The organism is Geobacter sp. SVR, assembly GCF_016865365.1.
Taxonomy (GTDB): domain Bacteria; phylum Desulfobacterota; class Desulfuromonadia; order Geobacterales; family Pseudopelobacteraceae; genus Pelotalea.
This window is the reverse complement of sequence record NZ_AP024469.1, coordinates 2,149,425-2,174,750: the sequence shown is the minus strand read 5'-3', so window position 1 is coordinate 2,174,750 and position 25,326 is coordinate 2,149,425. Positions and strand designations below refer to the sequence as shown.

22 protein-coding genes are annotated in these 25,326 nt (G+C 57.2%); 5 read left to right on the top strand and 17 right to left on the bottom strand.

The window, feature by feature from the left end; all coding sequences use genetic code 11:
- Window positions 1-33: 33 nt before the first annotated feature.
- From GSVR_RS10070 to GSVR_RS10060, 3 genes are read left to right on the top strand one after another with little or no spacing between them, the layout of a single operon-like run.
- The gene (locus GSVR_RS10070) at window positions 34-1,239 is read left to right on the top strand and encodes a bifunctional 3,4-dihydroxy-2-butanone-4-phosphate synthase/GTP cyclohydrolase II (protein WP_173199619.1); all 1,206 of its coding nucleotides are present in this window, start codon (window positions 34-36) and stop codon (window positions 1,237-1,239) included.
- A complete protein-coding gene (locus GSVR_RS10065) occupies window positions 1,239-1,781 on the top strand; it encodes an epoxyqueuosine reductase QueH (protein WP_173199621.1) in 543 nt (180 codons plus the stop codon). Before GSVR_RS10070 ends, GSVR_RS10065 begins: the two co-directional genes overlap by 1 nt.
- Window positions 1,778-1,990 carry a DUF2905 domain-containing protein gene (locus tag GSVR_RS10060; RefSeq protein ID WP_173199623.1) on the top strand — a complete coding sequence of 71 codons (213 nt, stop codon included), beginning with the start codon at window positions 1,778-1,780 and terminating at the stop codon, window positions 1,988-1,990. The genes GSVR_RS10065 and GSVR_RS10060 overlap by 4 nt, the downstream gene beginning before the upstream one ends.
- Window positions 1,991-2,071: 81 nt before the next feature.
- On the opposite strand, the gene GSVR_RS10055 is transcribed toward GSVR_RS10060, so the two are convergent.
- Window positions 2,072-2,239, bottom strand: a complete 168-nt coding sequence (locus GSVR_RS10055) for a DUF362 domain-containing protein (protein ID WP_173199624.1) — start codon at window positions 2,237-2,239, stop codon at window positions 2,072-2,074.
- Between the two features lie 238 nt (window positions 2,240-2,477).
- Between GSVR_RS10055 and GSVR_RS10050 the strand changes: the two genes are divergently transcribed.
- Window positions 2,478-3,743: an acetate kinase gene (locus GSVR_RS10050; RefSeq protein ID WP_173199626.1), complete on the top strand. Its 1,266-nt coding sequence runs from the start codon at window positions 2,478-2,480 to the stop codon at window positions 3,741-3,743.
- A 97-nt stretch (window positions 3,744-3,840) separates the two neighbouring features.
- Here the strand turns inward: GSVR_RS10050 and GSVR_RS10045 are convergent, their stop codons facing one another.
- Entirely contained in the window at window positions 3,841-4,635 is a 795-nt protein-coding gene (locus GSVR_RS10045; protein WP_173199628.1) for a lipopolysaccharide assembly protein LapB, read from the bottom strand.
- 164 nt (window positions 4,636-4,799) lie between these two features.
- On the opposite strand from GSVR_RS10045, the gene ptsP reads away from it, so the two are divergent.
- A complete protein-coding gene (gene ptsP / locus GSVR_RS10040) occupies window positions 4,800-7,145 on the top strand; it encodes a phosphoenolpyruvate--protein phosphotransferase (RefSeq protein WP_173199630.1) in 2,346 nt (781 codons plus the stop codon).
- 52 nt (window positions 7,146-7,197) lie between these two features.
- Here ptsP and GSVR_RS10035 read toward each other — a convergent pair whose 3' ends face one another.
- The 15 genes from GSVR_RS10035 to lepA all read right to left on the bottom strand — a co-directional run bounded on the left by GSVR_RS10035 (window position 7,198) and on the right by lepA (window position 25,264).
- Window positions 7,198-8,484, bottom strand: coding sequence for a nucleotide sugar dehydrogenase (locus GSVR_RS10035; RefSeq protein WP_173199632.1), 1,287 nt, complete (start codon window positions 8,482-8,484; stop codon window positions 7,198-7,200).
- 412 nt (window positions 8,485-8,896) lie between these two features.
- Entirely contained in the window at window positions 8,897-10,225 is a 1,329-nt protein-coding gene (locus tag GSVR_RS10030; protein ID WP_173199634.1) for a J domain-containing protein, read from the bottom strand.
- Complete coding sequence (locus GSVR_RS10025) at window positions 10,222-10,938, bottom strand: DnaA ATPase domain-containing protein (RefSeq protein ID WP_173199636.1); 717 nt, start codon at window positions 10,936-10,938, stop codon at window positions 10,222-10,224. The genes GSVR_RS10030 and GSVR_RS10025 overlap by 4 nt, the downstream gene beginning before the upstream one ends.
- Window positions 10,939-10,940: 2 nt before the next feature.
- Window positions 10,941-11,960, bottom strand: a complete 1,020-nt coding sequence (gene ruvB / locus GSVR_RS10020) for a Holliday junction branch migration DNA helicase RuvB (protein WP_173199638.1) — start codon at window positions 11,958-11,960, stop codon at window positions 10,941-10,943.
- A 195-nt stretch (window positions 11,961-12,155) separates the two neighbouring features.
- Window positions 12,156-12,701 (bottom strand): 2-oxoacid:acceptor oxidoreductase family protein, encoded by a 546-nt coding sequence (locus tag GSVR_RS10015; RefSeq protein WP_173199640.1) that lies wholly within the window; start codon window positions 12,699-12,701, stop codon window positions 12,156-12,158.
- A gap of 26 nt (window positions 12,702-12,727) precedes the next feature.
- Window positions 12,728-13,546: a 2-oxoacid:ferredoxin oxidoreductase subunit beta gene (locus GSVR_RS10010; RefSeq protein WP_173199642.1), complete on the bottom strand. Its 819-nt coding sequence runs from the start codon at window positions 13,544-13,546 to the stop codon at window positions 12,728-12,730.
- 2 nt (window positions 13,547-13,548) lie between these two features.
- On the bottom strand, window positions 13,549-14,682 hold the full coding sequence (locus GSVR_RS10005) for a 2-oxoacid:acceptor oxidoreductase subunit alpha (protein WP_173199644.1): 1,134 nt from the start codon (window positions 14,680-14,682) through the stop codon (window positions 13,549-13,551).
- A 21-nt stretch (window positions 14,683-14,703) separates the two neighbouring features.
- On the bottom strand, window positions 14,704-14,901 hold the full coding sequence (locus GSVR_RS10000) for a 4Fe-4S binding protein (RefSeq protein ID WP_173199646.1): 198 nt from the start codon (window positions 14,899-14,901) through the stop codon (window positions 14,704-14,706).
- A 120-nt stretch (window positions 14,902-15,021) separates the two neighbouring features.
- Window positions 15,022-15,975, bottom strand: a complete 954-nt coding sequence (gene mdh, locus GSVR_RS09995; protein WP_173199648.1) for a malate dehydrogenase — start codon at window positions 15,973-15,975, stop codon at window positions 15,022-15,024.
- A gap of 81 nt (window positions 15,976-16,056) precedes the next feature.
- Window positions 16,057-17,469, bottom strand: coding sequence for an NADP-dependent isocitrate dehydrogenase (gene icd / locus GSVR_RS09990; RefSeq protein ID WP_173199650.1), 1,413 nt, complete (start codon window positions 17,467-17,469; stop codon window positions 16,057-16,059).
- An 83-nt stretch (window positions 17,470-17,552) separates the two neighbouring features.
- Window positions 17,553-19,775 (bottom strand): NADP-dependent isocitrate dehydrogenase, encoded by a 2,223-nt coding sequence (locus GSVR_RS09985; RefSeq protein ID WP_173199652.1) that lies wholly within the window; start codon window positions 19,773-19,775, stop codon window positions 17,553-17,555.
- Window positions 19,776-20,036: 261 nt separating this feature from the next.
- Window positions 20,037-20,711, bottom strand: coding sequence for a LysM peptidoglycan-binding domain-containing protein (locus GSVR_RS09980; protein WP_173199654.1), 675 nt, complete (start codon window positions 20,709-20,711; stop codon window positions 20,037-20,039).
- Between the two features lie 11 nt (window positions 20,712-20,722).
- A complete protein-coding gene (gene aspS, locus GSVR_RS09975) occupies window positions 20,723-22,507 on the bottom strand; it encodes an aspartate--tRNA ligase (RefSeq protein ID WP_173199656.1) in 1,785 nt (594 codons plus the stop codon).
- 228 nt (window positions 22,508-22,735) lie between these two features.
- Entirely contained in the window at window positions 22,736-23,416 is a 681-nt protein-coding gene (lepB, locus tag GSVR_RS09970; protein ID WP_173199658.1) for a signal peptidase I, read from the bottom strand.
- Window positions 23,417-23,467: 51 nt separating this feature from the next.
- The gene (lepA, locus tag GSVR_RS09965; protein ID WP_173199660.1) at window positions 23,468-25,264 is read right to left on the bottom strand and encodes a translation elongation factor 4; all 1,797 of its coding nucleotides are present in this window, start codon (window positions 25,262-25,264) and stop codon (window positions 23,468-23,470) included.
- Window positions 25,265-25,326: the final 62 nt, after the last annotated feature.

The following is a 25,326-nucleotide window of genomic DNA, read 5'->3' as shown; positions in this document are numbered from 1 at the left end:
TTCTCAACCAAACAGTGCAATGAAAGGGATACCATGTCGGTAGCAAGCATAGAATCAGCGATTGAAGACATCCGTCAGGGCAAGATGGTGATCCTGGTGGATGACGAAGACCGGGAGAACGAGGGGGATCTCACCATGGCTGCCGAGGCGGCCACACCCGAGGCGATCAATTTCATGGCCAAGTACGGGCGTGGTCTGATCTGCCTGACCCTGACCCCGGACAAGTGCGATGAACTGGGGTTGCGTCCGATGGTGCGCGACAATACTTCTCCCTTCGAAACCGCCTTCACGGTTTCGATTGAAGCAAAACATGGCGTCACCACCGGCATCTCCGCCGCCGACCGTTCCCACACCGTCCTTACTGCCGTGGCCGACGGCGCCGGTCCCGGCGACCTGGTGAGCCCGGGCCATATTTTCCCCTTGCGCGCCAAGCCGGGAGGGGTACTGGTGCGCACCGGCCAGACGGAAGGCTCGGTGGACCTGGCGCGGCTGGCAGGTCTCAAGCCGGCCGGAGTGATCTGCGAGATCATGAACGACGACGGAACCATGGCCCGCATGCCGGAACTCAAGAAGTTCGCCAAGCACCACGGCATCAAGATTTGCACCATTGCCGATCTGGTAGCCTACCGCCTGAAAAACGAGATACTGGTGCGCACGGTGGCCGAGGCCCGTCTCCCTTCCCGCTATGGCGGCGACTGGCGTGCCATTGCCTTTGAGAATGATGTGGACAAGCTGGACCATCTCGCGCTCGTAAAGGGCGAAGTTCGCAGCGGTGATCCGATTCTTGTGCGGGTGCACTCGGAATGCCTGACCGGCGATGTGCTCGGCAGCCAGCGCTGCGACTGCGGCGAACAGCTCCAGCGCTCCATGGCCATGATCGAACGGGAAGGAAAAGGTGTTATAATTTACATGCGCCAGGAAGGACGCGGCATCGGCTTGATCAACAAGTTGAAGGCCTACGAACTGCAGGACCAGGGACGGGATACGGTCGAGGCCAACCTGGAGCTCGGCTTCAAGGCGGATCTCAGGGACTACGGCATCGGCGCCCAGATCCTTTTGTCGCTGGGCATCCGCAAAATGCGCCTGATGACGAACAATCCCCGGAAACTGATCGGCCTGCAAGGCTATGGCATCGATGTTGTGGAGCGGGTGGCCATCGAAGCGGTTCCAACCAAAAGCAACAAGAACTACCTCAGGACAAAACGCGACAAGATGGGGCACCTGCTGGAGAATATCTGATGAGAATCCTGCTTCACACCTGCTGCGGGCCATGCAGCCTCTATCCGTTGAAGACCCTGCGTGCAGCCGGCCACGAGGTCACGGGATTTTTTTACAATCACAACATCCACCCATACCAGGAGTTTGCCCGCCGCCTCGAATCGGTCAAACTCATGTCCGTTCAGGAATCACTCCCCATGATCGTGCGTGACGATTACGATCTGGAGGAATTTCTGGCCCGGGTGGCAGAGCACCCGGAAAAGCGCTGCGGCTATTGCTATGCTTCACGCCTGCGTGTTGCCGCAGCCACGGCGGCCGAAGCCGGTTTCGAAGCCTTTACCGCATCGCTGCTGTACAGCCGTTACCAACAGCACGAACTGATCAGGGAACTGGGAGAACAGGCGGGACGCGAATACGGCGTCGCATTTCACTACGAGGACTTCCGGCCGGGCTGGCAGGAGGGCATCAGGCTGTCCAAGGAACTGGGACTGTACCGGCAGCAGTATTGCGGTTGCATCTACAGTGAAAAGGAGCGCTACCTGCCCCGGGAGCGGCACACGTGAACGGTCTGGGACGTTCTCTGATCCTGCTCGGTTTGATTATCGCAGCAATCGGCGTTCTCGTTTCGCTCGTCCCCCGCCTCCCCTGGCTGGGCAAGCTGCCGGGCGACATCTACATCAAGAGGGAAAACTTCTCATTCTACTTTCCCCTGGCAACCTGCATCCTGCTATCGGCCCTGATCTCCTTCATTGTATGGCTGTTCAGGCGCTGAAGCATCATCTCATACCGCTGAAAATCAAAAAAGCCCGTGTTGCCACGGGCTTTTTTGGTACAACATCGATGTTCTTGTCAATTAGGCATGGATAGCATTTACGGGACAGGTATCCACGCAAGCACCACAATCGATGCAGGTATCTGCGTCGATTGCACGCTTGCTCCCCTGTTCGCTGATGGCGTTAACCGGACAAGAATCCTCACATGCTGCACAGTTGGTGCAATCGTCAGTAATTGAATGTGCCACGGTTTCACCTCCTTTTAGGATTAGTTTTCCGTCGGAAAACCATTATTTGATATCATATATTGTGATGCATGTCCAGCCCAAGATTCCGCCGCCCAATCGGTTGTTCAGAAATTCTGTTGAATTCGCGCCGGGTCTATTGTATAAAGCAAAAATGGTTTTATTTCAGTGAGTTATTTTAGTTTCGATGTTCTTTTTTTACTGAAAATATAAACTGTTTGCATTATTTCAGGGAGGAAACATGATTATAATGGCTTTGAACTGCGGAAGCTCATCCGTCAAGTACCAGCTCTTTGACTGGGAGCGCAAGGAGGTGGTTGCCAAGGGTATGGTGGAAAGGGTCATTGTCGGTGATTCTTTCATCATGCACGAGGTCCCCGGTCGGGAGACCTTTCACCATGAACATGACTGCCCCAACCATCAGGCTGCCATAGACCTGCTCATCAAGACCGTGACCGACCCGGTGCACGGTGTGCTCAAAAGCGTGAATGAAATCTCGGCTGTCGGTCACCGCGTGGTACATGGCGGCGAAAAATTCACCTGCTCGGTGATGATCGACGACAAGGTCCTCGATGCGGTCAAGGAGGTCCAGCACCTTGCGCCGCTGCACAATCCCCCCAATATCGAAGGCATCGAAGCAGCCCAGGCCCTGATGCCGACCGTTCCTCACGTCGCCATTTTCGACACCGCGTTCCACCAGACCATGCCGGAACACGCCTACATCTATCCCCTGCCCTACGAATGGTACGAAAAGCATCAGGTGCGGCGGTACGGCTTCCACGGCACCTCCCACCTTTATGTATCGAAACGCGCCGCCATTCTTCTGAATAAAAAGCCGTCCGAGTGCAACATCATTACCATGCATATCGGCAACGGGGTATCCCACTGCGCCATCAAAGGTGGTGTCTCCGTCGATACCACCATGGGCCTTACTCCGCTGGAGGGGGCTGTGATGGGAACCCGCTGCGGCGACATCGATCCGGCCATACCGGCTTTCATGATGCAGAAGGAGAATCTTTCGGCCAAGGAAATCGACAGCATCCTGAACAAGAAGAGCGGCGTATTCGGCGTCACCGGACGCTTTACCGACCGCCGGGACGTGATCGAACATGCCATGACCGGTGACAGACGCTGTCAGCTCTCCCTGGCGATCGAGGCCTACCGGCTCAAGAAGTATATCGGCTCATTCATGGCCGCTGTCGGCAAACTGGATGCCGTAGTATTCACGGCCGGCGTTGGCGAGATGGGTGCTCCGATCCGGGAAAAAGCCATCGAAGGCCTGGAACATATCGGCATAATCCTTGACCGGGAGCGGAACAAGGGAGCCATGACCCGCAAACGGGAAACCCTGATCACCACCGATGATTCACCGGTAAAGGTTTTCGTTATTCCCACCGACGAGGAACTGGTCTTTACCGAAGATGTTGTTGCCATCCTCAATGGTACTTACACCGATCACATGCATTTCGAGTATTCCTTTGCCCGGACCGATTTCGTCAGAAAATGACGCACGCTTCACACGCAAAAAAGCCGGCAGATGCCGGCTTTTTTGCGTTTACTTCCATTTTTCTCTGGCAGAGGTTCCTGCTTACGGTCCGGGTTAATCAGTCCAGTTCCGCCTTCAAACCATCGATGACCGCCCTCACCTCGACGATCATGTCTGCCGCCTGCTGTGATTTTTCATATTTGAGGTAGTTCTCGAAGTAACGCACTGCATCCCGGAGCCGCTCCTGATCCATGCAGATTCCGCCCAGGGTCAGATACGCCATGGTAAAAGCGGGGTCGAGCTCGATCGCCTTACGGCATTCCTTCTCGGCCTCTTCCAACTCTTCCATATCGTAATACATTTCGCCCAGATTGAAATGCACTGCAGGGTCGTCAGGATCGATCTCAACTGCCTTGCGGTATGCCCCGACAGCCCCCTCCACGTCCTCCAGACCATACAGGGCGTCACCGAGCGCGTTCAGGGCGAACACGTTTTCAGGGTCGATTTCCAGGGCCTGTCGAAAGGAGTCGATGGCGCGGTCGCTCTGCTCGCGGTTGTTGTACACCAGGCCGATGCTCACCAGGGCATCGGCATCGTCCGGATCGAGTTCGCGTACGCGGGTGTAGCTGGCAATGGCTTCATCATGCCGCCCTGCCTCGAACAACAGGTCTCCCAGCGTGGTCAGGGCATCGATATCGTCCGGAGCCAGCGCCAGCCCCTCGCGGTAACGGGCAATAGCGTCATCGATACGCCCGTCCTCGGCCAGGGCATCCCCCAGATAGAAACAGGCATCGAAACTATCCTTATGTTCTGACCGGTATCCCTCCAGGGTCTCGATCGCGCCGCGGACATCACCCGACTCCATCTGATCGATACCTCTCACGAGTGCTCCATCCAGCACCTTTTCATCCATGATTGCTCCTCCTGCTGTTCAAAAGATTGCCGCATATACGAGTTCCAGCATCCAGGGAAGATACCAGAGCGCCCCGGACATTTCCAGCGGATAACTCTCAAAATATTTTTACTTTCAATAAAATCTGCATTATACTTAGCGAAATCTAAGTTATGGAACCTACGATGAAAGAGACGCACCATTCAATGGGACTGCGCACCCTGGAAGACATAAGCTCCATCATTCTGCACTCGCACGACCTTCCTGAAACACTCGAAAACATAGTGACAATCGTGGCTCGACGTATGCACACCAATGTCTGCTCGATTTACCTTCTCGAAAACGACGGTGAAACGCTTGTCCTCAAAGCCACCAAGGGCCTCTCCAAAGCATCGGTAAACCGCACCTCCATGAAAGTGCACGAAGGTCTCACCGGCCTCGTGGTTGAGAGCCACGGCATGGTCATGACCGACAACGCCCCCTCCCACCCGCGGTACAAGTATTTCAAGGAAACCAGGGAAGAAAAGTTCCTGTCGTTTCTCGGTCTGCCGCTGTTCGAACGGAAATCGCCGATCGGCGTGATCGTCATTCAGACCCGCGAGGCCCGCCGCTTTACCGAGGACGAAATCAGCACCCTGCGCACCATTACCTTCCAGATCGGCAGCATCGTACACAACGCCCGTCTGCTGGATTCAATCCAGCATAAGGAACAGGAACGCGCCTGGCTGGAGCAGGAGCTGGCCAAAGTCAAAAACGCCTCGTCACTTGACGGAACGACCAAAAAGGGGGGGAAGCGGGGCGCAAAGGCCTGCGTACTCGGCGGTACGGCCGTCTCGGCCGGGTTCAGCCAAGGCAGGGTTTATATCCTTGACCGTTTCAACGACAAGGTTATCCAGCTTGCCAAGGTCGGATCCAATGCCGAGGAGCATCACAAATTCACCATCGCCCTGGAAAAAGTGAAGATCCAGACGCTCTACATGGAGAAGCGGGTCAGTGAAATGCTTTCCGAGGACGATGCAGCCATCTTCCATACCCATCTGATGATTCTGGAGGACCGCGGTTTTGCCACCAAGGTGACCGAACTGATCGATCAGGGCATCGGGGCCACGCGTGCGGTTCACGAAGTGGTGCATCATTACGTCCAGGCCTTTGCCGCCATGGAAGATCCCTACCTGCGGGAGCGGTCCGTGGACATGGAAGACATCGGCCGCAGGATCATTGACGCCCTTGAGGGTAACGGCAAAACCCCTTTGAAACTGAAGGAAAAACGGGTCATCGTTGCCGAGGACATTTTTCCTTCGGACCTGGCGATGCTGGATCACGACAAAATCCTGGGAATCGTGACGGAGCGGGGCAACGCCTATTCACATGCCGCCATAATGGCCAAGTCGCTGGGAATTCCCGCCGTACTCGGCGTTTCCGGGCTGATGGCTGCCTCTCAGGTCAAGGACGAGATCATCGTGGATGGCAGCTCCGGGTTTGTCTACCTGAATCCTGACGATGCCGTACGCCAGGAGTACGAGCGGCTCGAACGGGACCATGCCGTCCGGTTGAAGGAAATGGAAGGTTTGAGGGATCTGCCGGCCGTGACTACTGACGGAGCCAGAATTACTCTGAATGCCAACATAGGCCTGGTTTCGGATGTACGGGTGGCGAATCTGAACGGAGCCGAGGGGGTCGGTCTCTATCGGACCGAATTCCCCTACATGGCCCGTCCGGCTTTCCCTGACCGGATGGAGCAGGCCGGGATCTACAGCCGGGTGCTGAAAGGTTTTCCGGGACTGGCGGTGAACATCCGCACGCTGGATATCGGCGGCGACAAGTCCCTTCCATACTTCGACTTTCCGCGGGAGGACAATCCGTTTCTGGGCTGGCGCTCAATCCGCGTTTCGCTCGAACGGCAGGACATCTTTCGGGAGCAGTTGGCAGGCATTCTGCTAGCATCAACCGACGGGTGTCCCACAATCATGTTCCCTCTGGTATCGTGCGTGGATGAGATCATCGAGATCAGATCGATACTCGCTTCGGTCAGGGAAGAGCTGGAGCAGCAGGGGCATGAGGTATGCCGGGACATTCCCCTGGGGGTTATGATCGAGATTCCGGCGGCGGTCCAGACCGTGGAACTGCTGATCAACGAGGTCGATTACGTCAGCATCGGCACGAACGACCTGATCCAGTACATTCTGGCAGCCGATCGCAACAATCCCCGCATCAAGAGCTATTACGATCCGCATCACCCTGCCGTGCTGCACTCGATCAAGCGGGTTGCCGATGCTGCCGCTCAAGCCGGAAAAAAGGCCTCGGTCTGCGGCGAAATGGCTTCCGATCCGCTGAACGCCCTGCTGCTGCTGGGAATGGGCATCACCGAGTTCAGTCTGTCGGCCCCCAGCATTCCCCTGATCAAACAGACCATTCGCAACCATTCCCGAGAGGAGTGCCGCACCTTAGCCGATGCAGTACTGGCGTGCCGCAGCAACGCACAGGTCAGGCAGGTATTGGCCGAGGCCAGGAAAACATTGCGGTTGCCCTGATCGCAGATCCTGCCCCTCCCCGGCTCACGTCACTTCCCGCCCATCCAGGCCATCATAGCCGCCATACCCGGATTCCGGCATCCGTCAGAGCCGACTGGTCATACATGCCTTTGACATCGATCAGAACCGGGTTAGCTGCCATCAGGGCCGCGACATCCCCTGCCGACAGATTCAGAAACTGCTGGTGCGAAACCGCTGCAACAACGGCAGCAGCCTGCTTTAAAACCTCCAGGGGCACCAGTTCCACACCGTATTCATGGCGCGCCTCATCAGGCGAGGCCATCGGATCGCACACCTGGACATCGACGCCGTAATCCTGAAGCTCCCGGATGATGTCTATCACCCTCGAATTACGCAGATCAGGGCAGTTCTCCTTGAAAGTCAATCCCAGGACGGTCACCGTGCTGCCGAGGATGTTGTGGCCGGCATTGATCATCTCCTTTACCGCCCGCTGGGCAACGAACTTGCCCATGCCATCGTTGATCCGTCGCCCAGCCAGGATTACCTGGGGGATATAGCCTATTTTTTCCGCCTTGTGAGTCAGGTAATAGGGATCGACCCCGATGCAGTGCCCTCCCACCAGTCCGGGCTTGAATTTGAGAAAATTCCATTTCGTACCGGCCGCTTCCAGGACCTCGTTCGTGTCGATCCCCAGGCGATCGAAGATCAGCGCCAACTCGTTCATCAGGGCGATATTGAGGTCCCGCTGGGTGTTCTCTATCACCTTGGCCGCCTCGGCCACCTTGATGGAGGCAGCCCTGTGCACGCCGGCGGTCACCACCGATTCGTAGACACGGGCAACGATTTCCAGGGTCTCCTCGTCCTGGCCCGAAACCACTTTTCTTATTTTGGTGAAGGTGTGCTCCCTGTCTCCCGGATTTATCCTTTCGGGGCTGTAGCCGACCGTAAAATCGGGGCCGTTCCTGAGACCCGACACCCGCTCGAGCACAGGCACGCACACATCCTCCGTAACACCCGGATAGACGGTCGACTCGTAAACAACGATGTCTCCTTTTTTGAGTGCCCTGCCCACAGACTCTGAGGCCTTGCACACCAGGGAGAGGTCCGGCTGATTGGCATCATCCACCGGCGTCGGCACGGCAACAATGTGAAAGTCAGCCGTCGCCAGCTCCTGCAACGAATCGGTAAATAAAATATCCGCGCTCCGGAGGTCATCCCAGGACACCTCTCCGGTGCGATCATACCCCGCCTTCAGCTCGCTGATCCTGGAATGATCGATATCGAAACCGACTGTCCGCCGGACCTTGCCGAAGGCAACCGCCACCGGCAGCCCCACATAGCCCAGACCAATGACTGAAATGATTCTATCGCTTCTCATTCACGTTCCTCCACTTCGAGATCGGGTATAAAAACCGTTCATCCAGCGTGCCGGCAGACACCCGGCCGCAGACATGAAGCTGCTGCGCAGTGATAGGTCGTACCATATGGGGACAAGGGTGAAGGAAAAGATCATGCCGGACCGCACCACCCCTTCGCATCGCTGAAGGTCGGCAGCCTCAGGCGGGAACATAATTGAACCGACTTAATCTTTATACCAAAGGAAACAAAAGCGTCAATTCGGCGAAAGGTGCCGGCTTAAGGAGAGGAATAAGAATGGAAAAATCATGGAGAGCGTCATGGCCCCATCGGCAGGTCTGGGTAACAGGTGCCTGAACAGGCTGGCATGTATTAATAGGCTTCGGGCAACTCGTACTGATGTCCAGAGCCTGATAACCGACTTCAAAGAGGTGCTATTTGCCGTGCCGCCATTCGAAGCTGACCGCCTTGCAGGCGGGCAGCAGTTCGCGGAAAACGGACAACCCCTCTTCGGTAATGGCTGTGCCACTGCAGGTCAGCCATTTGAGGCCGCTCAACTGCGTCAGATTGAGCAGACCGGAGTCGCTGATGGCGCTGTGATAGATGTAGAGGCGGCGCAGGCCATGCAGTGCCTGCAGCTGGCACAACCCCTCGTCGGTAACGGAGGTATTGGAGAGATAGAGCTCCTGCAGGCCGCTCAGGTGCGACAGATATGCCAGAGAGCTGTCGTTGATATCGTACAGGAAAAGCGCCTGCAGATCGTCGGGCTGCAAGGCCTGGAGGAAACGCATTTCATTTTCGGTCGTGCCTTTGACATCCAGCCGTACCGCCTTGTCGAGAAACACCTCCCGCACACCGCGGGCGCCCCCCAGACGGTGCCAGTCCCGGTAGTCGACCGAACCGCTGCTGCGTTCGTAGAGCATACCGCAGGAATATTCTGACGGAAAGCGTATCAGGCGGGTTTCCAGGGGAGGGCCGTCAGTTCCCTCCGTTTTCTCCCCGTCACCTCTCAATACCGCCAGGCGCCGTCTGGTTTTGGCGATATCGAGGTCAACCGTGGCGGCCATCTCGGCCATCAGGTCAATACCGTCAGCCGCAGCCTCATCGACCCTTATCTTGAAACTGTAGATATCGCTGGCCTTGAGTTCTTTGATCTGTCGAATCAGGGCTTGGGTATTCTGCTCCGCCCGGGCTATCAGCCGGATGACCCGCACCAGCTCCATGGCTACGTCCAGGCCCGAGACCATTTCAGGACCCTGTTCCCACTCACTGAGGATCTCTTCCAGCACCGTGCGGTCACCGGCCGAATAGGCCCGGTTGGCCTCGGTCATCAGCTCCTGCCGGCGCAGGCGCTCCTCGTCGTCGGATGCGAGATCGGGATGGATGGCTTTGGCGACCTCGCGGTACAGGCTTTTCAGGCTTTTCTGCGATCCACCCGGCATGGGTGCGAAATCGTCGTCCAAGAGATCGGTACGGTGCTGAAACTGCGTAAAGCCTTCTTCATTCAGTGAGGAAACGGATGCGCCTTTTTCCCCCTCCCCCTCCAGCAGCCCGTTCAATTGCCACTCCAGGTCTTCCAACTGGCTGATGCGCGCCCCCAGAACCTGCGCATAGACCTGTTCGAAACTCCGGATCTCGGATTTGAGTTCCGTATAGGCCTGCTCCCATTCAGCCAGGCGGTGTTGTGCCTTGGCAAGCTCATCGCGTTTTTTGCCCAGTTCGATCTCTTCAGGTGTCTTGAGACGATTCTTATAGGGGGTCATAGGGGCCTCCCCCCCGCAGTCAGATATTCGCGGGATTCCCTGGCGAGCGACAAAGAAATCTTCCGTTTCTGGGCCATGGAAAGGCGATAGAGGGTTTCGAAGGTAGTGATCAGGTCACCTACCTCCCGGCTGGTGGTGATGAGAATATAGTCGACCACATCGTCGGGCACCCGCACCTGGCGGTCATCGGCGATCTTTTTCAGTATCATGCGGCGGGAATCATCATCGGAGGTGTCCAGCCTGGAAACCAGTCCCCATAACAGACGCGAGATCAGATGGTCGTCCAGATGGGGCAACTCCCGCGGGCTATGCAGCCCGGCCAGAGCTATCTTCCGGCCGGCGGTATAGTGATCGTTGAAAACCTGCCACAGCCCCCCCCTCAGGGAGGGATCGTCCCGCAGCAGATGCAGGTCGTCGACCAGCAGGGCGGGAGCATCGTTCAGAACCTCGAACAACTGGTCGGCGGAAAGGATATCGCGACAGGAGAGACAGGGGATCGCACAATGGCAGGCTGAACCCAGCGCATGGGCGATCGCCTTGAGCAGATGGGTTTTTCCGGAGCCGGAAGGACCGTAGAGATACAGCAGGTTCTCCGCGTCGGCGGGATCGGCGATTCGCCTGGCGAACTGCACCGCTGCGGAATTGCCGTCGCAACCGATGAAACTGTCGAAGGTCAGCAGCGAAGCTACCGGGAATTCGAAAATCTGCTGCATCGTCAAAATAACCGCGCCTGCGAGGATTCCGGCGCGGTGCGGCCCAGGTGCTGATAGGCTGCGACGGTGGCAACCCGCCCGCGCGGTGTACGGTTGAGAAACCCGTTCTGTATCAGATAGGGCTCGTAAACGTCTTCGATCGTATCGCTTTCCTCGCTGATGGCGGCGGCAATCGTGTCCAGCCCCACCGGTCCGCCGTTGAACTTGTCGATGATCGTCAGCAGAATGATGCGATCCATGTAATCAAAGCCCTTTTCGTCGATGTCCAGCAGCCTCAGCGTTTCCTGAACCACGTCCCGGGTGATGATGCCGTTTGCCCTGACCTGGGCGAAATCACGCACCCGACGCAGCAGCCGGTTGGCGATGCGCGGCGTCCCGCGGCTGCGCCTGGCCAGTTCGTGCGCACCCTGCGATTCGATCTCCATCCCCAGGATGTGTGAAGAGCGGGTGATGATGGTCGCCAGTTCGCTGTCGGTATAGAATTCCAACCGGGAGATGACGCCGAAGCGATCACGCAGTGGCGAGGAGAGCAGCCCGGCACGGGTGGTGGCACCGACCAGGGTGAAACGGGGCAGGTCCAGCTTGATCGAACGGGCGCTGGGCCCCTGGCCGATCACGATGTCCAGCTGAAAGTCCTCCATGGCCGGGTAAAGCACCTCTTCGACAACGTGGGACAGCCGGTGGATTTCGTCGATGAACAGAACGTCATGTGCTTCCAGATTGGTGAGAATGGCAGCCAGGTCTCCCGGGCGCTCGATCACGGGACCGGAGGTGGACTTGATGTTCACCCCCATTTCGCAGGCCACGATGTTGGCCAGGGTGGTCTTGCCCAGGCCGGGAGGGCCATACAGCAGCACATGATCAAGCGCCTCCCCCCTCCCCTTGGCTGCATCGATGAAAAGACCCAGGTTCTGCTTGATCTTTTCCTGGCCGATATATTCGCCGAGTGCCCGGGGACGCAGGGTTGCATCGTACTGAAAATCGTCGTCGTTTTTTTGGGGAGCAATGGTGCGGGAATTCATCGGATCTCCGTAGCGAACGCTTGCCGAGGGGGGAACTATGACTCAATTTGCGGCGATTGTCAAAGGAGGAGTAGCCCAAAAGGCATTCATGAATCCGCTCCGCCCGCACTTGAGCGGGCATGCCTCGGATGTGCACAACAAAAAAGGCCCGGCAACGAAGTGCCGGGCCTTTTCCGAATCAAATGCTCGGAACTGTCAGGCGCTGGCTGCGATTGCCTTATCGTATCCCATGCTGAAGGCCTTCTTGTTCAGCTCCAGGAATGCTTCGGGAACGCTGGAAAGCACGGCTTTCTCGGCATTTTCGCGGGTCACCTGGCCGGTCAGGGCAACCATGGCGCCCAGGGCAACGATATTGGCAACGATTTCACGTCCCACATCGTTTTTGGCCGTGTTGATAATCGGGAATGCAACGGTCTTGAAATTCCCCGGCGGTACGTTTTTGACCAGATCGGAATCGATCAGCAGCACCCCACCCTCTTTCAGGTCATGGGAGTACTTGTTGGCTGCTTCCTGGGTCATGGCCAGAAGCGCATCGCACTGGGTTACCTTGGGGTAGTCGATGGCGCCGTCGGAGATGATGACTTCCGACTTGGAAGCGCCGCCACGGGCCTCGGGACCGTAGCTCTGCGACTGGACGGCCTGTTTTCCCTCGTAGATGGAGGCGGCCTTAGCCATGATGATGCCGGCGGTGATGAGCCCCTGCCCCCCTGCGCCGGAAAATCTGAGTTCATATCTGGACATCTATATCTCTCCTTTTCCTTAGTGAATTACTTGGCGGCCTGGGCGCGCTCGATAACCTTGGCATACTCGGCGGTATATTCGGGTTTTTCCTCTTTGTAGAGAACACCGGTCAGGACCTTGCCCTGCAGCTGCTCGGCGGTCATCTTCTCGGCAGCCTTGATCGGTACGGCAACTTCCTTCAGGCGGTTCATCATCTCGATAACCGACTTGTACTTGTTGCGACGGCCGTAGGTTGTGGGGCAGTCGTCCAGGATCTCGACCACGGAGAAACCTTTGTGCTGGATGGCTTCCACGATCAGCTTGTCGATCTGGTTGGCATGGAAAGCGGTGCCGCGGGCCACGAAGGTGGCGCCGGCTCCGATGGCCAGTTTGGCGATGTCGAAGTTCGGATCAGGGTTACCGTACGGCGTGGTGGAGGCCTTGTGGCCGGTCGGGGTGGCCGGGGAGAACTGGCCGCCGGTCATGCCGTAGATGTAGTTGTTCATGATGATGTAGGTCATGTCGATGTTACGGCGGCAGGCATGGATGAAGTGGTTGCCGCCGATGGCGGTACCGTCGCCGTCGCCGCCGCACAGGATCACGTTCATTTCCGGCTTGGCCAGCTTCACGCCGGTTGCAAAAGCAGCGGCACGGCCGTGGGCGGTGTGCAGGGTGCAGCAGTCAATGTAGCCGGGGAGTCGGGAAGCGCAGCCGATACCGGACACAATGGCCGTATTTTCCTTCTTGAGACCAAGAGTATCCATTGCGCGGATCAAGCCCTTCATAACGATGCCGTGACCGCAGCCCGGGCACCAGATATGGGGCAGCTTGCCCGGACGAATGTACTTTTCATATTCAAAAGCCATGGTTACTTAACCTCCTTCATCTTCTCGAGTATCTGGTCGGGATTAATCGGCTCGCCGTCAACACGGAAGATTCCGAGGATCGGGGCTTTGCCTTGAGCGCAGCGCTCCACTTCATTGGCACACATACCCAGGTTCATCTCAGGTACGACAAAACCTTTGACCTTGCCGGCCAAAGCCTTGATCTGCTTATCCGGGAACGGCCAGAAGGTCTTGATGCGGAACATGCCGGCCTTGATGCCCTGCTCGCGGGCAGCATTGACAGCATAACGAGCCGAACGGGAGGTCGAGCCGTAAGCAATGACCACCACTTGGGCGTCGTCCAACTGGTATTCTTCGAAGGTGACGATATCGTCAACATTGGCTTCAACCTTGCGCACTTGGCGCTCTTCCTCGGCCTGAACGATTTCGGCCTTGGTTGTCGGGAAACCATCCTGCATCTTGTTGAGACCGGTCACATGGAATTTGTAACCGCTGCCGAAGGCGGCCAGCGGCGGTACATCGCCGAAGCTGGTGTCATAGGGTTTGTACTGGTCCGGTGCGACGGTCGGAGTTTTACGCGGAACGACTTCGATCTCGCCAGTTTCTGGGAAAACGATGCGCTCACGCATGTGGGCAACGATCTCATCCGGCATGACCATAACCGGGGTACGGTATTTTTCAGAGAGATTGAAGGCACGAATGACTTCTTCGTAGGTCTCCTGAACCGAAGCAGGCACCAGGCAGATGGCCGGGTGGTCACCGTGGGTGCCCCATTTTGCAGCCATAACGTCCGACTGGCTGGGACCGGTCGGCATACCGGTGGAGGGACCGCCGCGCATGACGTTGTAGACGACGCAGGGGATTTCGGCAATGCAGCCGTAGCCGATCAGTTCCTGCTTGAGAGACAAACCGGGGCCGGATGTCGATGTAAGAACCTTGGAGCCGGCCAGTGAGGCGCCCAAAATGGCAGCCATGGCACCGATCTCGTCTTCCATCTGAATGAATTTTCCGCCGATTTTAGGAAGCTCGACAGACATGACCTCAGCAACCTCTGTCGAGGGTGTGATTGGGTAGCCGCCGAAAAAGTTGCAGCCGGCGTAGATGGCGCCGTGTGCTGCGGCCTCGTTACCCTGAAGAAACGCTACTTTTTTTGCCACTGTTCATTTCCTCCCATTGATTTATTCAGCTGTGACCTTGATGGCGAAATCCGGGCATCTCAGTTCGCATTGCATACACTTGATACATGCTTCCAGATTTTTTACGGTGGCGTAGAACCCCTTCATTTCCAGCACCTTGGTGGGGCAGAATTCCACGCAGATGTGGCATCCCTTGCAATACTTTTCAATAATTTCAATTTTCGGCAATTTTTTCTCCATCTGAAAAGACTCCTTTTTACCCGTAGTTAAAGGTGTGAAATTCTCAAGCCTTAAATGTGGCAAAAGAAGGGCCGGAAAACCCTTCTTTTGCACAGACAAAGCCTGAAGCCGTTTTAAGGATTACTTCATGCTGTCGACGAGACCTTTGACAGCGGCAACCGATTTATCCATCATCTCCTGCTCTTCGGCATCGAGAGCGAACTCGATGATGCTCTCAACACCCTTCTCGCCCAGAACGGCGGGAACGCCGACGTAGTAGCCGTTGACACCGAACTCGCCCTGCAGGAAGCAGCAGGTCGGCAGCACGCGCTTCTGGTCCTTGAGGATCGACTCGGCCATGGCGATGGCGGAGGAAGCAGGCGAGTAGAAGGCAGAGCCGGTCTTGAGCAGAGCCACGACTTCGCCGCCGGCTCCGCGGGTGCGCTTGACCATGGCGTCCATGACTTCCTTGGCCTTGGCCTTATCCTTGTACTTGCGCTCCAGCAGTTCCATGACCGGAATGCCGTTGACGCTGGCGTAGCGGACCAGCGGCACCATGTCGTCGCCGTGACCGCCCAGGGTCATGGCGGTAACGTCCTTCACGGAAACGCCCAGTTCCCAGGCGATGAAGGTAGCGAAACGGGCGGAGTCGAGCACGCCGGCCTGACCGATGACGCGGCTGTAGGGGAAGCCGGTTACTTTCTGACAAAGGGTAACCATGGCGTCCAGCGGGTTGGAGATGACGATGACGATGGAGTTCGGAGCGTACTGCTTGATACCTTCGGCAACGCTGGTCATGATCTTGGAGTTGACTTCGATCAGGTCGTCGCGGCTCATGCCCGGCTTGCGGGGCAGACCTGCGGTCACGATTACCACGTCAGAGCCCTGAATATCTTCGTAGCTGTTGGTTCCCTTCAGGCAGACGTCGTAACGGTCGACCGGGCCGACTTCGGCGATATCGAGCATTTTGCCCTGGGGCAGTCCTTCGACGATGTCGAACATGACAACGTCACCGAGTTCGCGCAGAGCGCAAAGCTGAGCAAGAACCCCACCAATCTGTCCGCCGCCGATGAGTGCAATCTTTTTACGTGCCATACTGTCTTTCCTCCTTGTGGGTTGATGTACAGATAATCAGAGTGGCGGCACCACTGCGCCGCCCCTTCGATAGCAGTCGAATTACATGTTGTCGATCAAGGCATCGGCAAAGCCGGAACAGGATAACAATGTAGCACCCTGCATCATGCGCTCGAAATCGTAGGTGACGCGTTTCTGGCCTATGGTCCTGTCAATGGCCCTGGTAATCATGTCGGCCGGTTCCTGCCATCCCATATACTCGAGCATCATCACGCCGGAAAGAATCACGGAGCCCGGATTGACCTTGTCGAGATTGGCATATTTCGGGGCAGTGCCGTGCGTGGCCTCGAATATGGCGTGGCCGGTAACGAAATTGATGTTGGCGCCGGGAGCGATCCCGATTCCGCCGACCTGAGCAGCCAGAGCATCCGAAAGGAGATCGCCTTCCAGGTTCATGCAGGCCAGTACGTCGAATTCTTTGGCGCGGGTCAGCACCTGCTGCAGCGTGATGTCGGCGATGGTGTCCTTGATCATCAGCAGCTTCTTCCACTGGCCCGATCCGTGGGTCGGCATCAGCGTCAGGGCGGCCTCCACCTCCCTGCAGATGTCTTCTCGCTGCCGGGGGGACATCATATCGTAGCCGGGGTCGATCTGTCGGGCATTGTTCTCGATCGAGATGGCCGCGTTATGATCCTTGTTGTCAATGATCCACGATTCGCGCTCGGTCACCACCCGGTGACGGAATTCGCTGGTGGCCAGCCGGTACCCCCAGTCCTTGAAGGCCCCTTCGGTGTACTTCATGATGTTGCCCTTGTGCACCAGGGTAAGGGACTTGCGCCGGTGCTTCAGGGCATATTCGATGGCAGCGCGGACCAGACGTTCCGAGCCTTCCTTCGAGATCGGTTTTATCCCGATGGAAGAGCTTTCGGGGAAGCGGATCTTGCTGACCTTCATCTCCTTGATCAGGAAGTCCTTGATCCGCTCGCATTCAGGGGTTCCCTGCATCCATTCGATGCCGGTGTAGATGTCTTCGCAGTTTTCGCGAAAGATCACCATGTCGACATCTTCCGGCTTTTTCACCGGAGAGGGAACCCCCTGGAAATAGCGGATGGGGCGCAGGCAGACATACAGGTCGAGCACCTGGCGCAGGGCCACGTTGAGAGAACGGATGCCCCCGCCAATGGGGGTGGTCAGGGGACCTTTTATGCCGACCAGGAATTCCTTGAAAGCCTCGATGGTTTCATCGGGCAGCCACGCCTTGTCCCCCATTGCTTCCCGGAACATGTTGAAAGGCTTTTCACCGGCATAGACCTCCATCCAGGAGATCTTCCTGCTTCCGCCGTAACATTTGCCCACCGCAGCGTCGAAGACACGTACCGAGGCCTTCCATATGTCGTGTCCGGTTCCGTCGCCTTCTATGAAAGGAATGATCGGGTTGTCGGGCACGACGACTCTGCCGTCGGGCCCCATGGTGATCTTTTCCCCCGGGGGAACTGTTACGTAGGTATACGACATCCAACCTCACTTCATGGATGGTACTGCTGTGATACGAAAAAAGCGGGCCTGGTCAGCCAGTGAAGCCGGCCAGGCCCATTGTTTTACAGTGCGTCCACGATAGCGTTCAATGTGGCGCTGGGGCGCATCGCTTTCGACACTTTTACACAGTCAGGATGATAATAGCCACCCATATCGACAGGCTTGCCTTGAGCACCGAGAAGCTCCTCATTGATTTTCGCCTCGTTCTCGGCCAACTTCTGGGCCACGGTGACGAATTTCGCCTTGAGCCCGGCATCCTTTGCCTGCTCGGCCAGGGCCTGAGCCCAGTAGAGAGCCAGGTAGAAATGGCTGCCGCGGTTGTCGATCTGCCCCACTTTACGTGCAGGCGATTTGTTGTTGTCCAGGAATTTGGCAATGGCCTGGTCAAGGGTTTCAGCCAGCACTTGGGCCTTGTCGTTGTTAAAGACAGAGGCGAGATGCTCGAGGGAGGCGGCCAGAGCGGAGAATTCGCCCAGCGAATCCCAGCGCAGGTAGCCTTCCTTGACGAACTGCTGGACATGCTTGGGAGCGGAGCCGCCTGCGCCGGTCTCGAACAGTCCGCCGCCAGCCAGGAGCGGAACGATCGAAAGCATCTTGGCGCTGGTGCCGACTTCCAGAATCGGGAAGAGGTCGGTGAGGTAGTCGCGCAAAACGTTGCCGGTCACGGAGATCGTGTCCAGACCTTTGCGGATCCTCTCCAGGGAGTAGTTCATGGCGTCGACCGGCGGAAGGATTCTGATCTCCAGACCGGCAGTGTCGTAATCCTTGAGGTACTTCTCCACCTTGGCAATGACGTTGGCATCATGGGCGCGGTTCTTGTCGAGCCAGAAAACGGCGTGTGCGCCGGTTGCCTTGGCCCTTCTCACGGCCAGCTTAACCCAGTCCTGGATAGGGATATCCTTCACCCGCGACATCCTCCAGACATCGCCCGCTTCGACCTTATGCTCCATCAGGGAGTTGCCGGCCGCATCGACCACGCGCACCGTACCGTCGAAGGGAATTTCAAAGGTGGTGGGGTGCGAGCCGTACTCTTCCGCCTTCTGGGCCATCAGGCCAACGTTGGGCACGGAACCCATGGTCGCGGGATCGAGAGCGCCATGTTTCTGGCAGTCCTGAACGATTGCCTTGTACATGGTGGCATAGCAGCGATCAGGAATCATGGCCTTGGTATCCTGCAGTTTGCCTTCGGCATTCCACATCTTGCCGGAATCGCGCACAACCACCGGCATGGAGGCGTCGACGATGATGTCGTTGGGCACGTGCAGGTTGGTAATCCCCTTGTCGGAGTCGACCATGGCCAGAGCGGGGCGCTTGGCGTATACAGCCTGAATGTCCGCCTCGATCTCGGCCTTCTTGTCAGCCGGAAGGCTCTGGATCTTGTTGTAGAGGTCGCCGAGACCCATGTTGGGATTGACGCTCAGCTCCTTGAAAGTAGCGGCGTGCTTCTCGAAAACGTCCTTGTAGAAGACCGAAACGGCATGACCGAACAGGACCGGGTCGGACACCTTCATCATGGTCGCTTTCAGGTGCAGGGAAAGCAGCTGGCCGCTCTTTTTAGCATCCTCGATCTGCTCTTCGTAGAACTTCCGCAGGGCCTTGGCGCTCATGAAGGTGGCGTCGAGAATCTCGCCTTTTTCAGCGGTGAGCTTGTCCTTGAGAACGGTGGTCTTGCCGTCGTTGCCGACCAGCTCGATTTTGAAAGCGCCGCCGTCAACCATCTCGACCGACTTCTCGTTGCCATAGAAATCGCCGGCAGACATGTGCGTCACTTCGGATTTCGAGTCGGCAGTCCAGGCACCCAGCTTGTGGGGGTTCTTCTTGGAGAAGTTCTTCACCGAAATCGGGGCGCGGCGATCGGAGTTGCCTTCGCGCAGAACCGGGTTGACGGCGCTGCCGAGGACCTTGGCGTAACGCTCCTTGATCTCTTTCTCGGCGTCGTTCTGGGGGTTCTCCGGATAATCGGGAACCTTGTAACCCTGCTGCTGCAGTTCCTTGATGGCCTCTTTCAGCTGGGGAACCGAGGCGCTGATATTCGGCAGCTTGATGATGTTGGCCTCCTGCTGGAGGGAAAGCTCACCGAGCTGGGCCAGAAAATCGGGGATCCTCTGGCTCTCCGTCAGATTCTCGGGAAAATTGGCGATAATCCTGCCTGCCAGGGAGATGTCGCGGGTCTCGACGTCAACGCCGGTCCCTTTGGTGAACGCCTGGACGATGGGGAGCAGAGAATAGGTTGCCAGCGCGGGTGCCTCATCGATTTCCGTCCAAATTATCTTGTGTGTTGCCATGTTCCCTCCTTGATTTATATGCCAGTATCGTCTGAACCCATACACACCAACAGGCAGCTTTCTTCGCTGCGCAAGGCATCCGATGCGTTCATCGGAAACTGCAAAAACACCACCCGAAAATCAATGCAAATATTTGTATTTATTTGACTTTATCTCGGTTTACGAAAGTTTGTATACAGTATACAAAAACACTTGGGACTGTCAAGGGAAAACATTGTGCAAACGATAATATAGAGCCGGTTCGGGCCGAATTTGTCAGATTTATTTTCTGGTGGAATAGCGTCTGGCTTCCGAAGCCTCTTCGCGGGTGAAATGGCGGGGAATCTTGAGGGTCTGACCGGGCCAGAGCTGCTTGGGGTCTCTGATCTGGTCGCGGTTGGCCCGGTAGATGATGGGCCAGAGGGAGGAGTCGTTGTAAATTTCGGTGCGGGCCGCGATCTGGGGCAGCGTCTCTCCCCTGCGGACGGTATGGGATAAGGGCAGCGCCTGACTGTCCCGTGATTGGCCTTCAGCCCTGGAGGGCGCGGCCCCTTTTTCCGCCTTCTGTCTTTCGAGCTTGCGCAACCGCTCTTCAGTCTCGCGCGAAAGGCGTTCCTGTTCGGCGCGTGCCGCCTGCTCGGCGGCACGCTGGCGCTCTTCGGCCTGCTGCAATTCAATTCTTTGCTTCAGCTCCTGCCTGAGCAGGTCCCCCTTCTGGAGGGCCAGCAGATAGTAGCTGTCAGCCTTTTCCCGGTCGCCCTGCACATGAAGCACTGCTTCACCGTGCTCGAACGTCTCGACCAGGTTTTCGAATTCCTGCGGGAAAGCCTCGGAGGCACCCTGCCCTCCGAGGTCATCGACCAGTGCCGTAGCCTGATTGCGCCAATTAGGGGCCGGTGCCGCAGAACAGGCGTTCAGCAGACAGCCCACCAATATCAGAGCAATCAGGCGGCTCACGTCTGTATCGTTTACCCCTGCTTTTCAGCCAGCCGGATTCCCAACTCCCGCAGTTGCTTGTTCTCTACCAGCGAGGGGGCCTCGGACATCAGGCAGGCGCCTTTCTGGGTCTTGGGAAAGGCGATGACGTCGCGGATCGAGTCGCTGCCGGTCAGCAGCATGATCAGGCGATCCATTCCGAAGGCGATGCCGCCGTGAGGGGGAGTACCGAATTCGAGGGCATCCAGCAGGAAGCCGAACTTGCTGCGGGCCGACTCTTCCGAGAGCCCGAGCAGCCTGAACATCAGCGACTGCACCTGCTCCTGGTGAATCCTGATGGAGCCTCCGCCGATTTCGTTGCCATTGAGCACCAAGTCGTAGGCCTTGGCGCGGCAACGGCCGGGATCGGATTCCACAAACGGCAGATCCTCATCCATGGGAGCGGTAAAGGGATGATGCACCGCAGCCCAGCGTTTTTCCTCCTCGTCCCACTCCAGCAGCGGAAAATCGGTAACCCACACGAAGCGGTAGTCGTCCTTGCTGGTCAGTTGCAGGATGCCGGCAAGGTGATTGCGCAGCTTGCCCAGCGAGTCGTTGACCACCTTGGGCTTGTCGGCCACGAAGAACAGCAGGTCGCCTTCCTCGGCACCGAACGCTGCGTTCATGGCCGCAATCTCGTCGGAGGTGAAAAATTTGGCTATGGGGGAATGCCACTCGCCGTTTTCTATCTTGACGTAGGCCAGTCCCTTGGCGCCGTAGATCTTGACGAATTCCGTCAGATCGTCGATCTCCTTGCGGGAGAACCTGGCGCATCCCTTGGCATTGATCCCCCGGATGCATCCCCCTTTTGCGGCAACATCGGCAAACACCTTGAAACCCGAGCCTTTGACCAGATCGGTCAGTTCGCACAGCTCCATGCCGAAGCGCATGTCCGGGTTATCGACGCCGAAACGCCTGATGGCCTCGGCATAGGTGATCCGCTCGACCGGCAACTGCACTTCGACCCCTTTGGCCTCCTTGAAGATGCGGGCGATCAAGCCCTCCATCACGGTAATGATGTCTTCGCGGTCGATGAACGACATCTCGCAATCGATCTGGGTAAACTCCGGCTGGCGGTCGGCCCGCAGGTCCTCGTCGCGGAAGCAGCGCACCACCTGGAAATACCGGTCAAATCCAGAGATCATCAGGATCTGCTTGAATATCTGGGGGGACTGGGGCAGAGCGTAGAAACAGCCCTGGTTGATGCGGGAGGGCACCAGGAAGTCACGGGCACCTTCCGGCGTGGATTTCGTCAGGAAAGGGGTTTCCAGCTCAAGGAAGCCGTTTTCCGTCAGGTAACTGCGCGTTACCTGGGCTACCTTCGAACGGAGGATGAGGTTGTGCTGGAGCTGCGGACGGCGCAGATCGAGATAGCGGTGTTTCAGCCGGATGTTCTCGTTGATGTCGCTGTATTCGTCGAGCATGAAGGGAAGCGGCTTAGAGCGGTTCAGCAGCTTGCACTCGCTGACCTGGATTTCCACTTCACCGGTCTTCATGTTCGGATTGACCGTCCCCTCCGGCCTCGGGATGACCTTACCCTTGATAGCCAGTACGAACTCGCTGCGCACCGACTCGGCCACTGCGTGGGCCTGGCTGCTCAGCTCCGGATCGAAGACAACCTGGGCTATGCCCTCGCGATCGCGCAGATCGATGAAGATCAACCCACCATGATCGCGGCGGCGCAGCGACCATCCCATCAGGATCACTTCACTGCCGACATCCTTTGCCGTCAAATCGCCACAGTAATGAGTCCGTTTCCAACTGCCCAGCGTATCCATAGTATCCTCCATTAATATTTCAAATAAAGCTGTTGCACTGAAAACCAAAAGCCATCACCACGGGAGGACAAGGAGGGCTCAGAGAAAAAGCAACATCAAGGCTTAACAATTTTGGATCATTCTTTTGCGTTTGCCTTCCTCGTTTTTCCTCTGTTACCTCCGTGTCCTCCGTGGTAAATCGCCTTTTAGCTTCTCAGTGTCTCAGTGGTAAATTTGCTTTTGAATGCGTCAGTTGATAAGCCGCCCGATATTGCCGAAGCGCGGCCGGAATTTCTCCCGGTCCCAGGACCAGTATTTGATGAAGGCCAGCCCCTTGATCTTGTCCCGCGACACAAAGCCCCAGAAGCGGCTGTCATAGGAGCGGTCACGGTTGTCCCCCATCACGAAGTAAGAATTGGGCGGCACGGTAACGGGCCCGAAGGTATCGCGGGGATTCATCTCCTTTGGAATGACCTCTTTTTCCTTGTGTACCTCATGGGGGTTTTCGTAGGGCTTCCCATTCACGAAGACCTTCTTCCCCTTCCCTTCCACCACGTCCCCCGGTGCGCCGACAATGCGCTTGATAAAGTCCTTGCTGGGATCTTCGGGATATTCGAAGACGATGACATCCCCTTGGTGCGGATCGCGCAACTTCAGGAAAGTGGCGCCCGAAAACGGAATCCTGGTGCCGTAAATGAACTTGTTGACCAGCAGATGGTCGCCGATTGCCAGCGTATCCTCCATGGACCCGGAAGGGATCTTGAAGGCCTGGACCAGGTAGGTGCGGATGACCAGCGCCAGCAGTATGGCAATAACGATCGATTCCGCGTATTCGCGGATTATGCCTTTTCTCCTGGCCCCCTGCTCGCAGGCAGGTCCGGGAGATTCGTTGTTCACACTTTTTTCCGGTATCTCGGTATGTTCTTCCATAGTGGTTCCTTTAAAAGGTTAACGTTGCGGAAGCGTTCGGGCAGGCCGATTTCAGTCCACCTTTAATATTGCCAGAAATGCCTCTTGGGGCAACTCGACATTACCCACATTCTTCATGCGTTTCTTGCCTTCTTTCTGCTTTTCCAGCAATTTGCGTTTACGGGTGATATCGCCGCCATAGCACTTCGCCAGAACATCCTTGCGCATGGCCTTGACCGTTTCGCGGGCGATGACCTTGTTGCCAATGGCAGCCTGGATGGCTACTTCGAACATCTGGCGCGGGATCAGTTCCTTCATCTTGGCGACCAGGTCGCGGCCGCGGAAGTAGGCCTTGTCGCGGTGAATGATCAGCGACAGGGCATCCACCACCTCACCGTTGATCATGACGTTCATCCGCACCAGTTCACTGCGGCGGTAGTCGAGATGTTCGTAATCCAGGGAGGCGTACCCCTTGGTGATGGATTTCAGACGGTCGTAGAAATCGAGCACGATCTCGTTCAGCGGCAGCTCGTAGATGATCATGACGCGGGTCGGGGTGAGGTATTTAATCTCCCGCTGCACGCCGCGCTTGTCCTCGCACAGGGCCAGCACCCCGCCGACGAACTCGTTGGGCACATGGATATGCGCCAGGATGAAAGGCTCTTCGAGGAAGGCAATATGCTGTTGCTCGGGCATCTGGTTGGCGCTCTCGATGGTCAGAACCTCGCCGGTCACGCGGTGAACCTTGTAGACAACCGTCGGAGCCGTGGTGATCAAGTCCAGACCGAATTCGCGTTCGAGACGTTCCTGGATGATCTCCATGTGGAGCAGCCCAAGAAACCCGCAGCGGAAGCCGAAACCGAGCGCCACCGATGTCTCCGGCTCGAAGGAAAAGGAGGAATCGTTGAGCTTGAGCTTGGCCAGGGCGTCTCGCAACTGCTCGTACTGAGAGGTGTCGATGGGATACAGGCCGGAGAACACCATCGGCTTGACCTCTTTGAATCCCCCCAGCGGCACGTCGCACTGCCGGTGCAGAAGCGTCACCGTATCACCGACCTTGGCGTCGGCTACATCCTTGATGCCGGCGATGATGAAGCCGACCTCTCCGGCAGCCAGCTCGGTCACCTCGCGCATTACCGGGGCAAAGACTCCGATTTTGAGCGCTTCGTAGGCACGGTTGGTGGACATCAGCTGGATCTTGTCCCCTTTTTTGAGGGTACCGTCGAACAGTCGCACCAGGATGATCACCCCCTGGTACTGGTCGTACCAGGAATCGAACAGGAGCGCCTTGAGCGGCGCCTGGGCATCGCCCTTGGGTGGGGGGATCTTCTTGACGATCTCCTCCAGGATCTCGCGGGTGCCGATACCCTCCTTGGCGCTGGCCAGAACCGCGTCGTGGGCATCGATTCCGATGATCTCCTCGATCTCGTTGATCACCCGCTCGGGTTCGGCGGCCGGCAGATCAATCTTGTTCAGAACCGGAAACACTTCGAGATTGTTATCCAGAGCCAGGTAGACGTTGGCCAGGGTCTGGGCTTCGACCCCCTGGGAGGCATCCACCACCAGCAGCCCCCCTTCGCAGGCGGCGAGCGAACGGGAAACCTCGTAGGTAAAATCCACGTGGCCGGGGGTATCGATCAGGTTGAGCACGTAATCGATGCCGTCATCGGCGCGGTAGTTGAGTCTGACGGTCTGGGCCTTGATGGTGATTCCCCGCTCCCGCTCCAGGTCCATCTTGTCCAGAAACTGATCCTGCTTTTCACGGTCGGACAGCGCGCCGGTATACTCCAGCAGACGGTCTGCCAGAGTGGATTTGCCGTGGTCGATATGAGCGATAATGGAAAAATTTCGAAGTTTGCTGATATCCATGAATTCCTTGGGTCTGCCGGGAAAGTGTAATATTGAAGGATAAATAAAACTCCTGCGAATGT

Excerpts from the sequence above, each read along its gene's own strand:
- GSVR_RS10070 (WP_173199619.1), top strand. The coding sequence starts at position 34 with ATGTCGGTAGCAAGCATAGAATCAGCGATTGAAGACATCCGTCAGGGC.
- GSVR_RS10065 (WP_173199621.1), top strand. The coding sequence starts at position 1,239 with ATGAGAATCCTGCTTCACACCTGCTGCGGGCCATGCAGCCTCTATCCG.
- GSVR_RS10050 (WP_173199626.1), top strand. The coding sequence starts at position 2,478 with ATGATTATAATGGCTTTGAACTGCGGAAGCTCATCCGTCAAGTACCAG.
- GSVR_RS10045 (WP_173199628.1), bottom strand. The coding sequence starts at position 4,635 with ATGGATGAAAAGGTGCTGGATGGAGCACTCGTGAGAGGTATCGATCAG.
- ptsP (WP_173199630.1), top strand. The coding sequence starts at position 4,800 with ATGAAAGAGACGCACCATTCAATGGGACTGCGCACCCTGGAAGACATA.
- GSVR_RS10035 (WP_173199632.1), bottom strand. The coding sequence starts at position 8,484 with ATGAGAAGCGATAGAATCATTTCAGTCATTGGTCTGGGCTATGTGGGG.
- GSVR_RS10030 (WP_173199634.1), bottom strand. The coding sequence starts at position 10,225 with ATGACCCCCTATAAGAATCGTCTCAAGACACCTGAAGAGATCGAACTG.
- GSVR_RS10025 (WP_173199636.1), bottom strand. The coding sequence starts at position 10,938 with ATGCAGCAGATTTTCGAATTCCCGGTAGCTTCGCTGCTGACCTTCGAC.
- ruvB (WP_173199638.1), bottom strand. The coding sequence starts at position 11,960 with ATGAATTCCCGCACCATTGCTCCCCAAAAAAACGACGACGATTTTCAG.
- GSVR_RS10015 (WP_173199640.1), bottom strand. The coding sequence starts at position 12,701 with ATGTCCAGATATGAACTCAGATTTTCCGGCGCAGGGGGGCAGGGGCTC.
- GSVR_RS10010 (WP_173199642.1), bottom strand. The coding sequence starts at position 13,546 with ATGGCTTTTGAATATGAAAAGTACATTCGTCCGGGCAAGCTGCCCCAT.
- GSVR_RS10000 (WP_173199646.1), bottom strand. The coding sequence starts at position 14,901 with ATGGAGAAAAAATTGCCGAAAATTGAAATTATTGAAAAGTATTGCAAG.
- mdh (WP_173199648.1), bottom strand. The coding sequence starts at position 15,975 with ATGGCACGTAAAAAGATTGCACTCATCGGCGGCGGACAGATTGGTGGG.
- icd (WP_173199650.1), bottom strand. The coding sequence starts at position 17,469 with ATGTCGTATACCTACGTAACAGTTCCCCCGGGGGAAAAGATCACCATG.
- GSVR_RS09985 (WP_173199652.1), bottom strand. The coding sequence starts at position 19,775 with ATGGCAACACACAAGATAATTTGGACGGAAATCGATGAGGCACCCGCG.
- aspS (WP_173199656.1), bottom strand. The coding sequence starts at position 22,507 with ATGGATACGCTGGGCAGTTGGAAACGGACTCATTACTGTGGCGATTTG.
- lepB (WP_173199658.1), bottom strand. The coding sequence starts at position 23,416 with ATGGAAGAACATACCGAGATACCGGAAAAAAGTGTGAACAACGAATCT.
- lepA (WP_173199660.1), bottom strand. The coding sequence starts at position 25,264 with ATGGATATCAGCAAACTTCGAAATTTTTCCATTATCGCTCATATCGAC.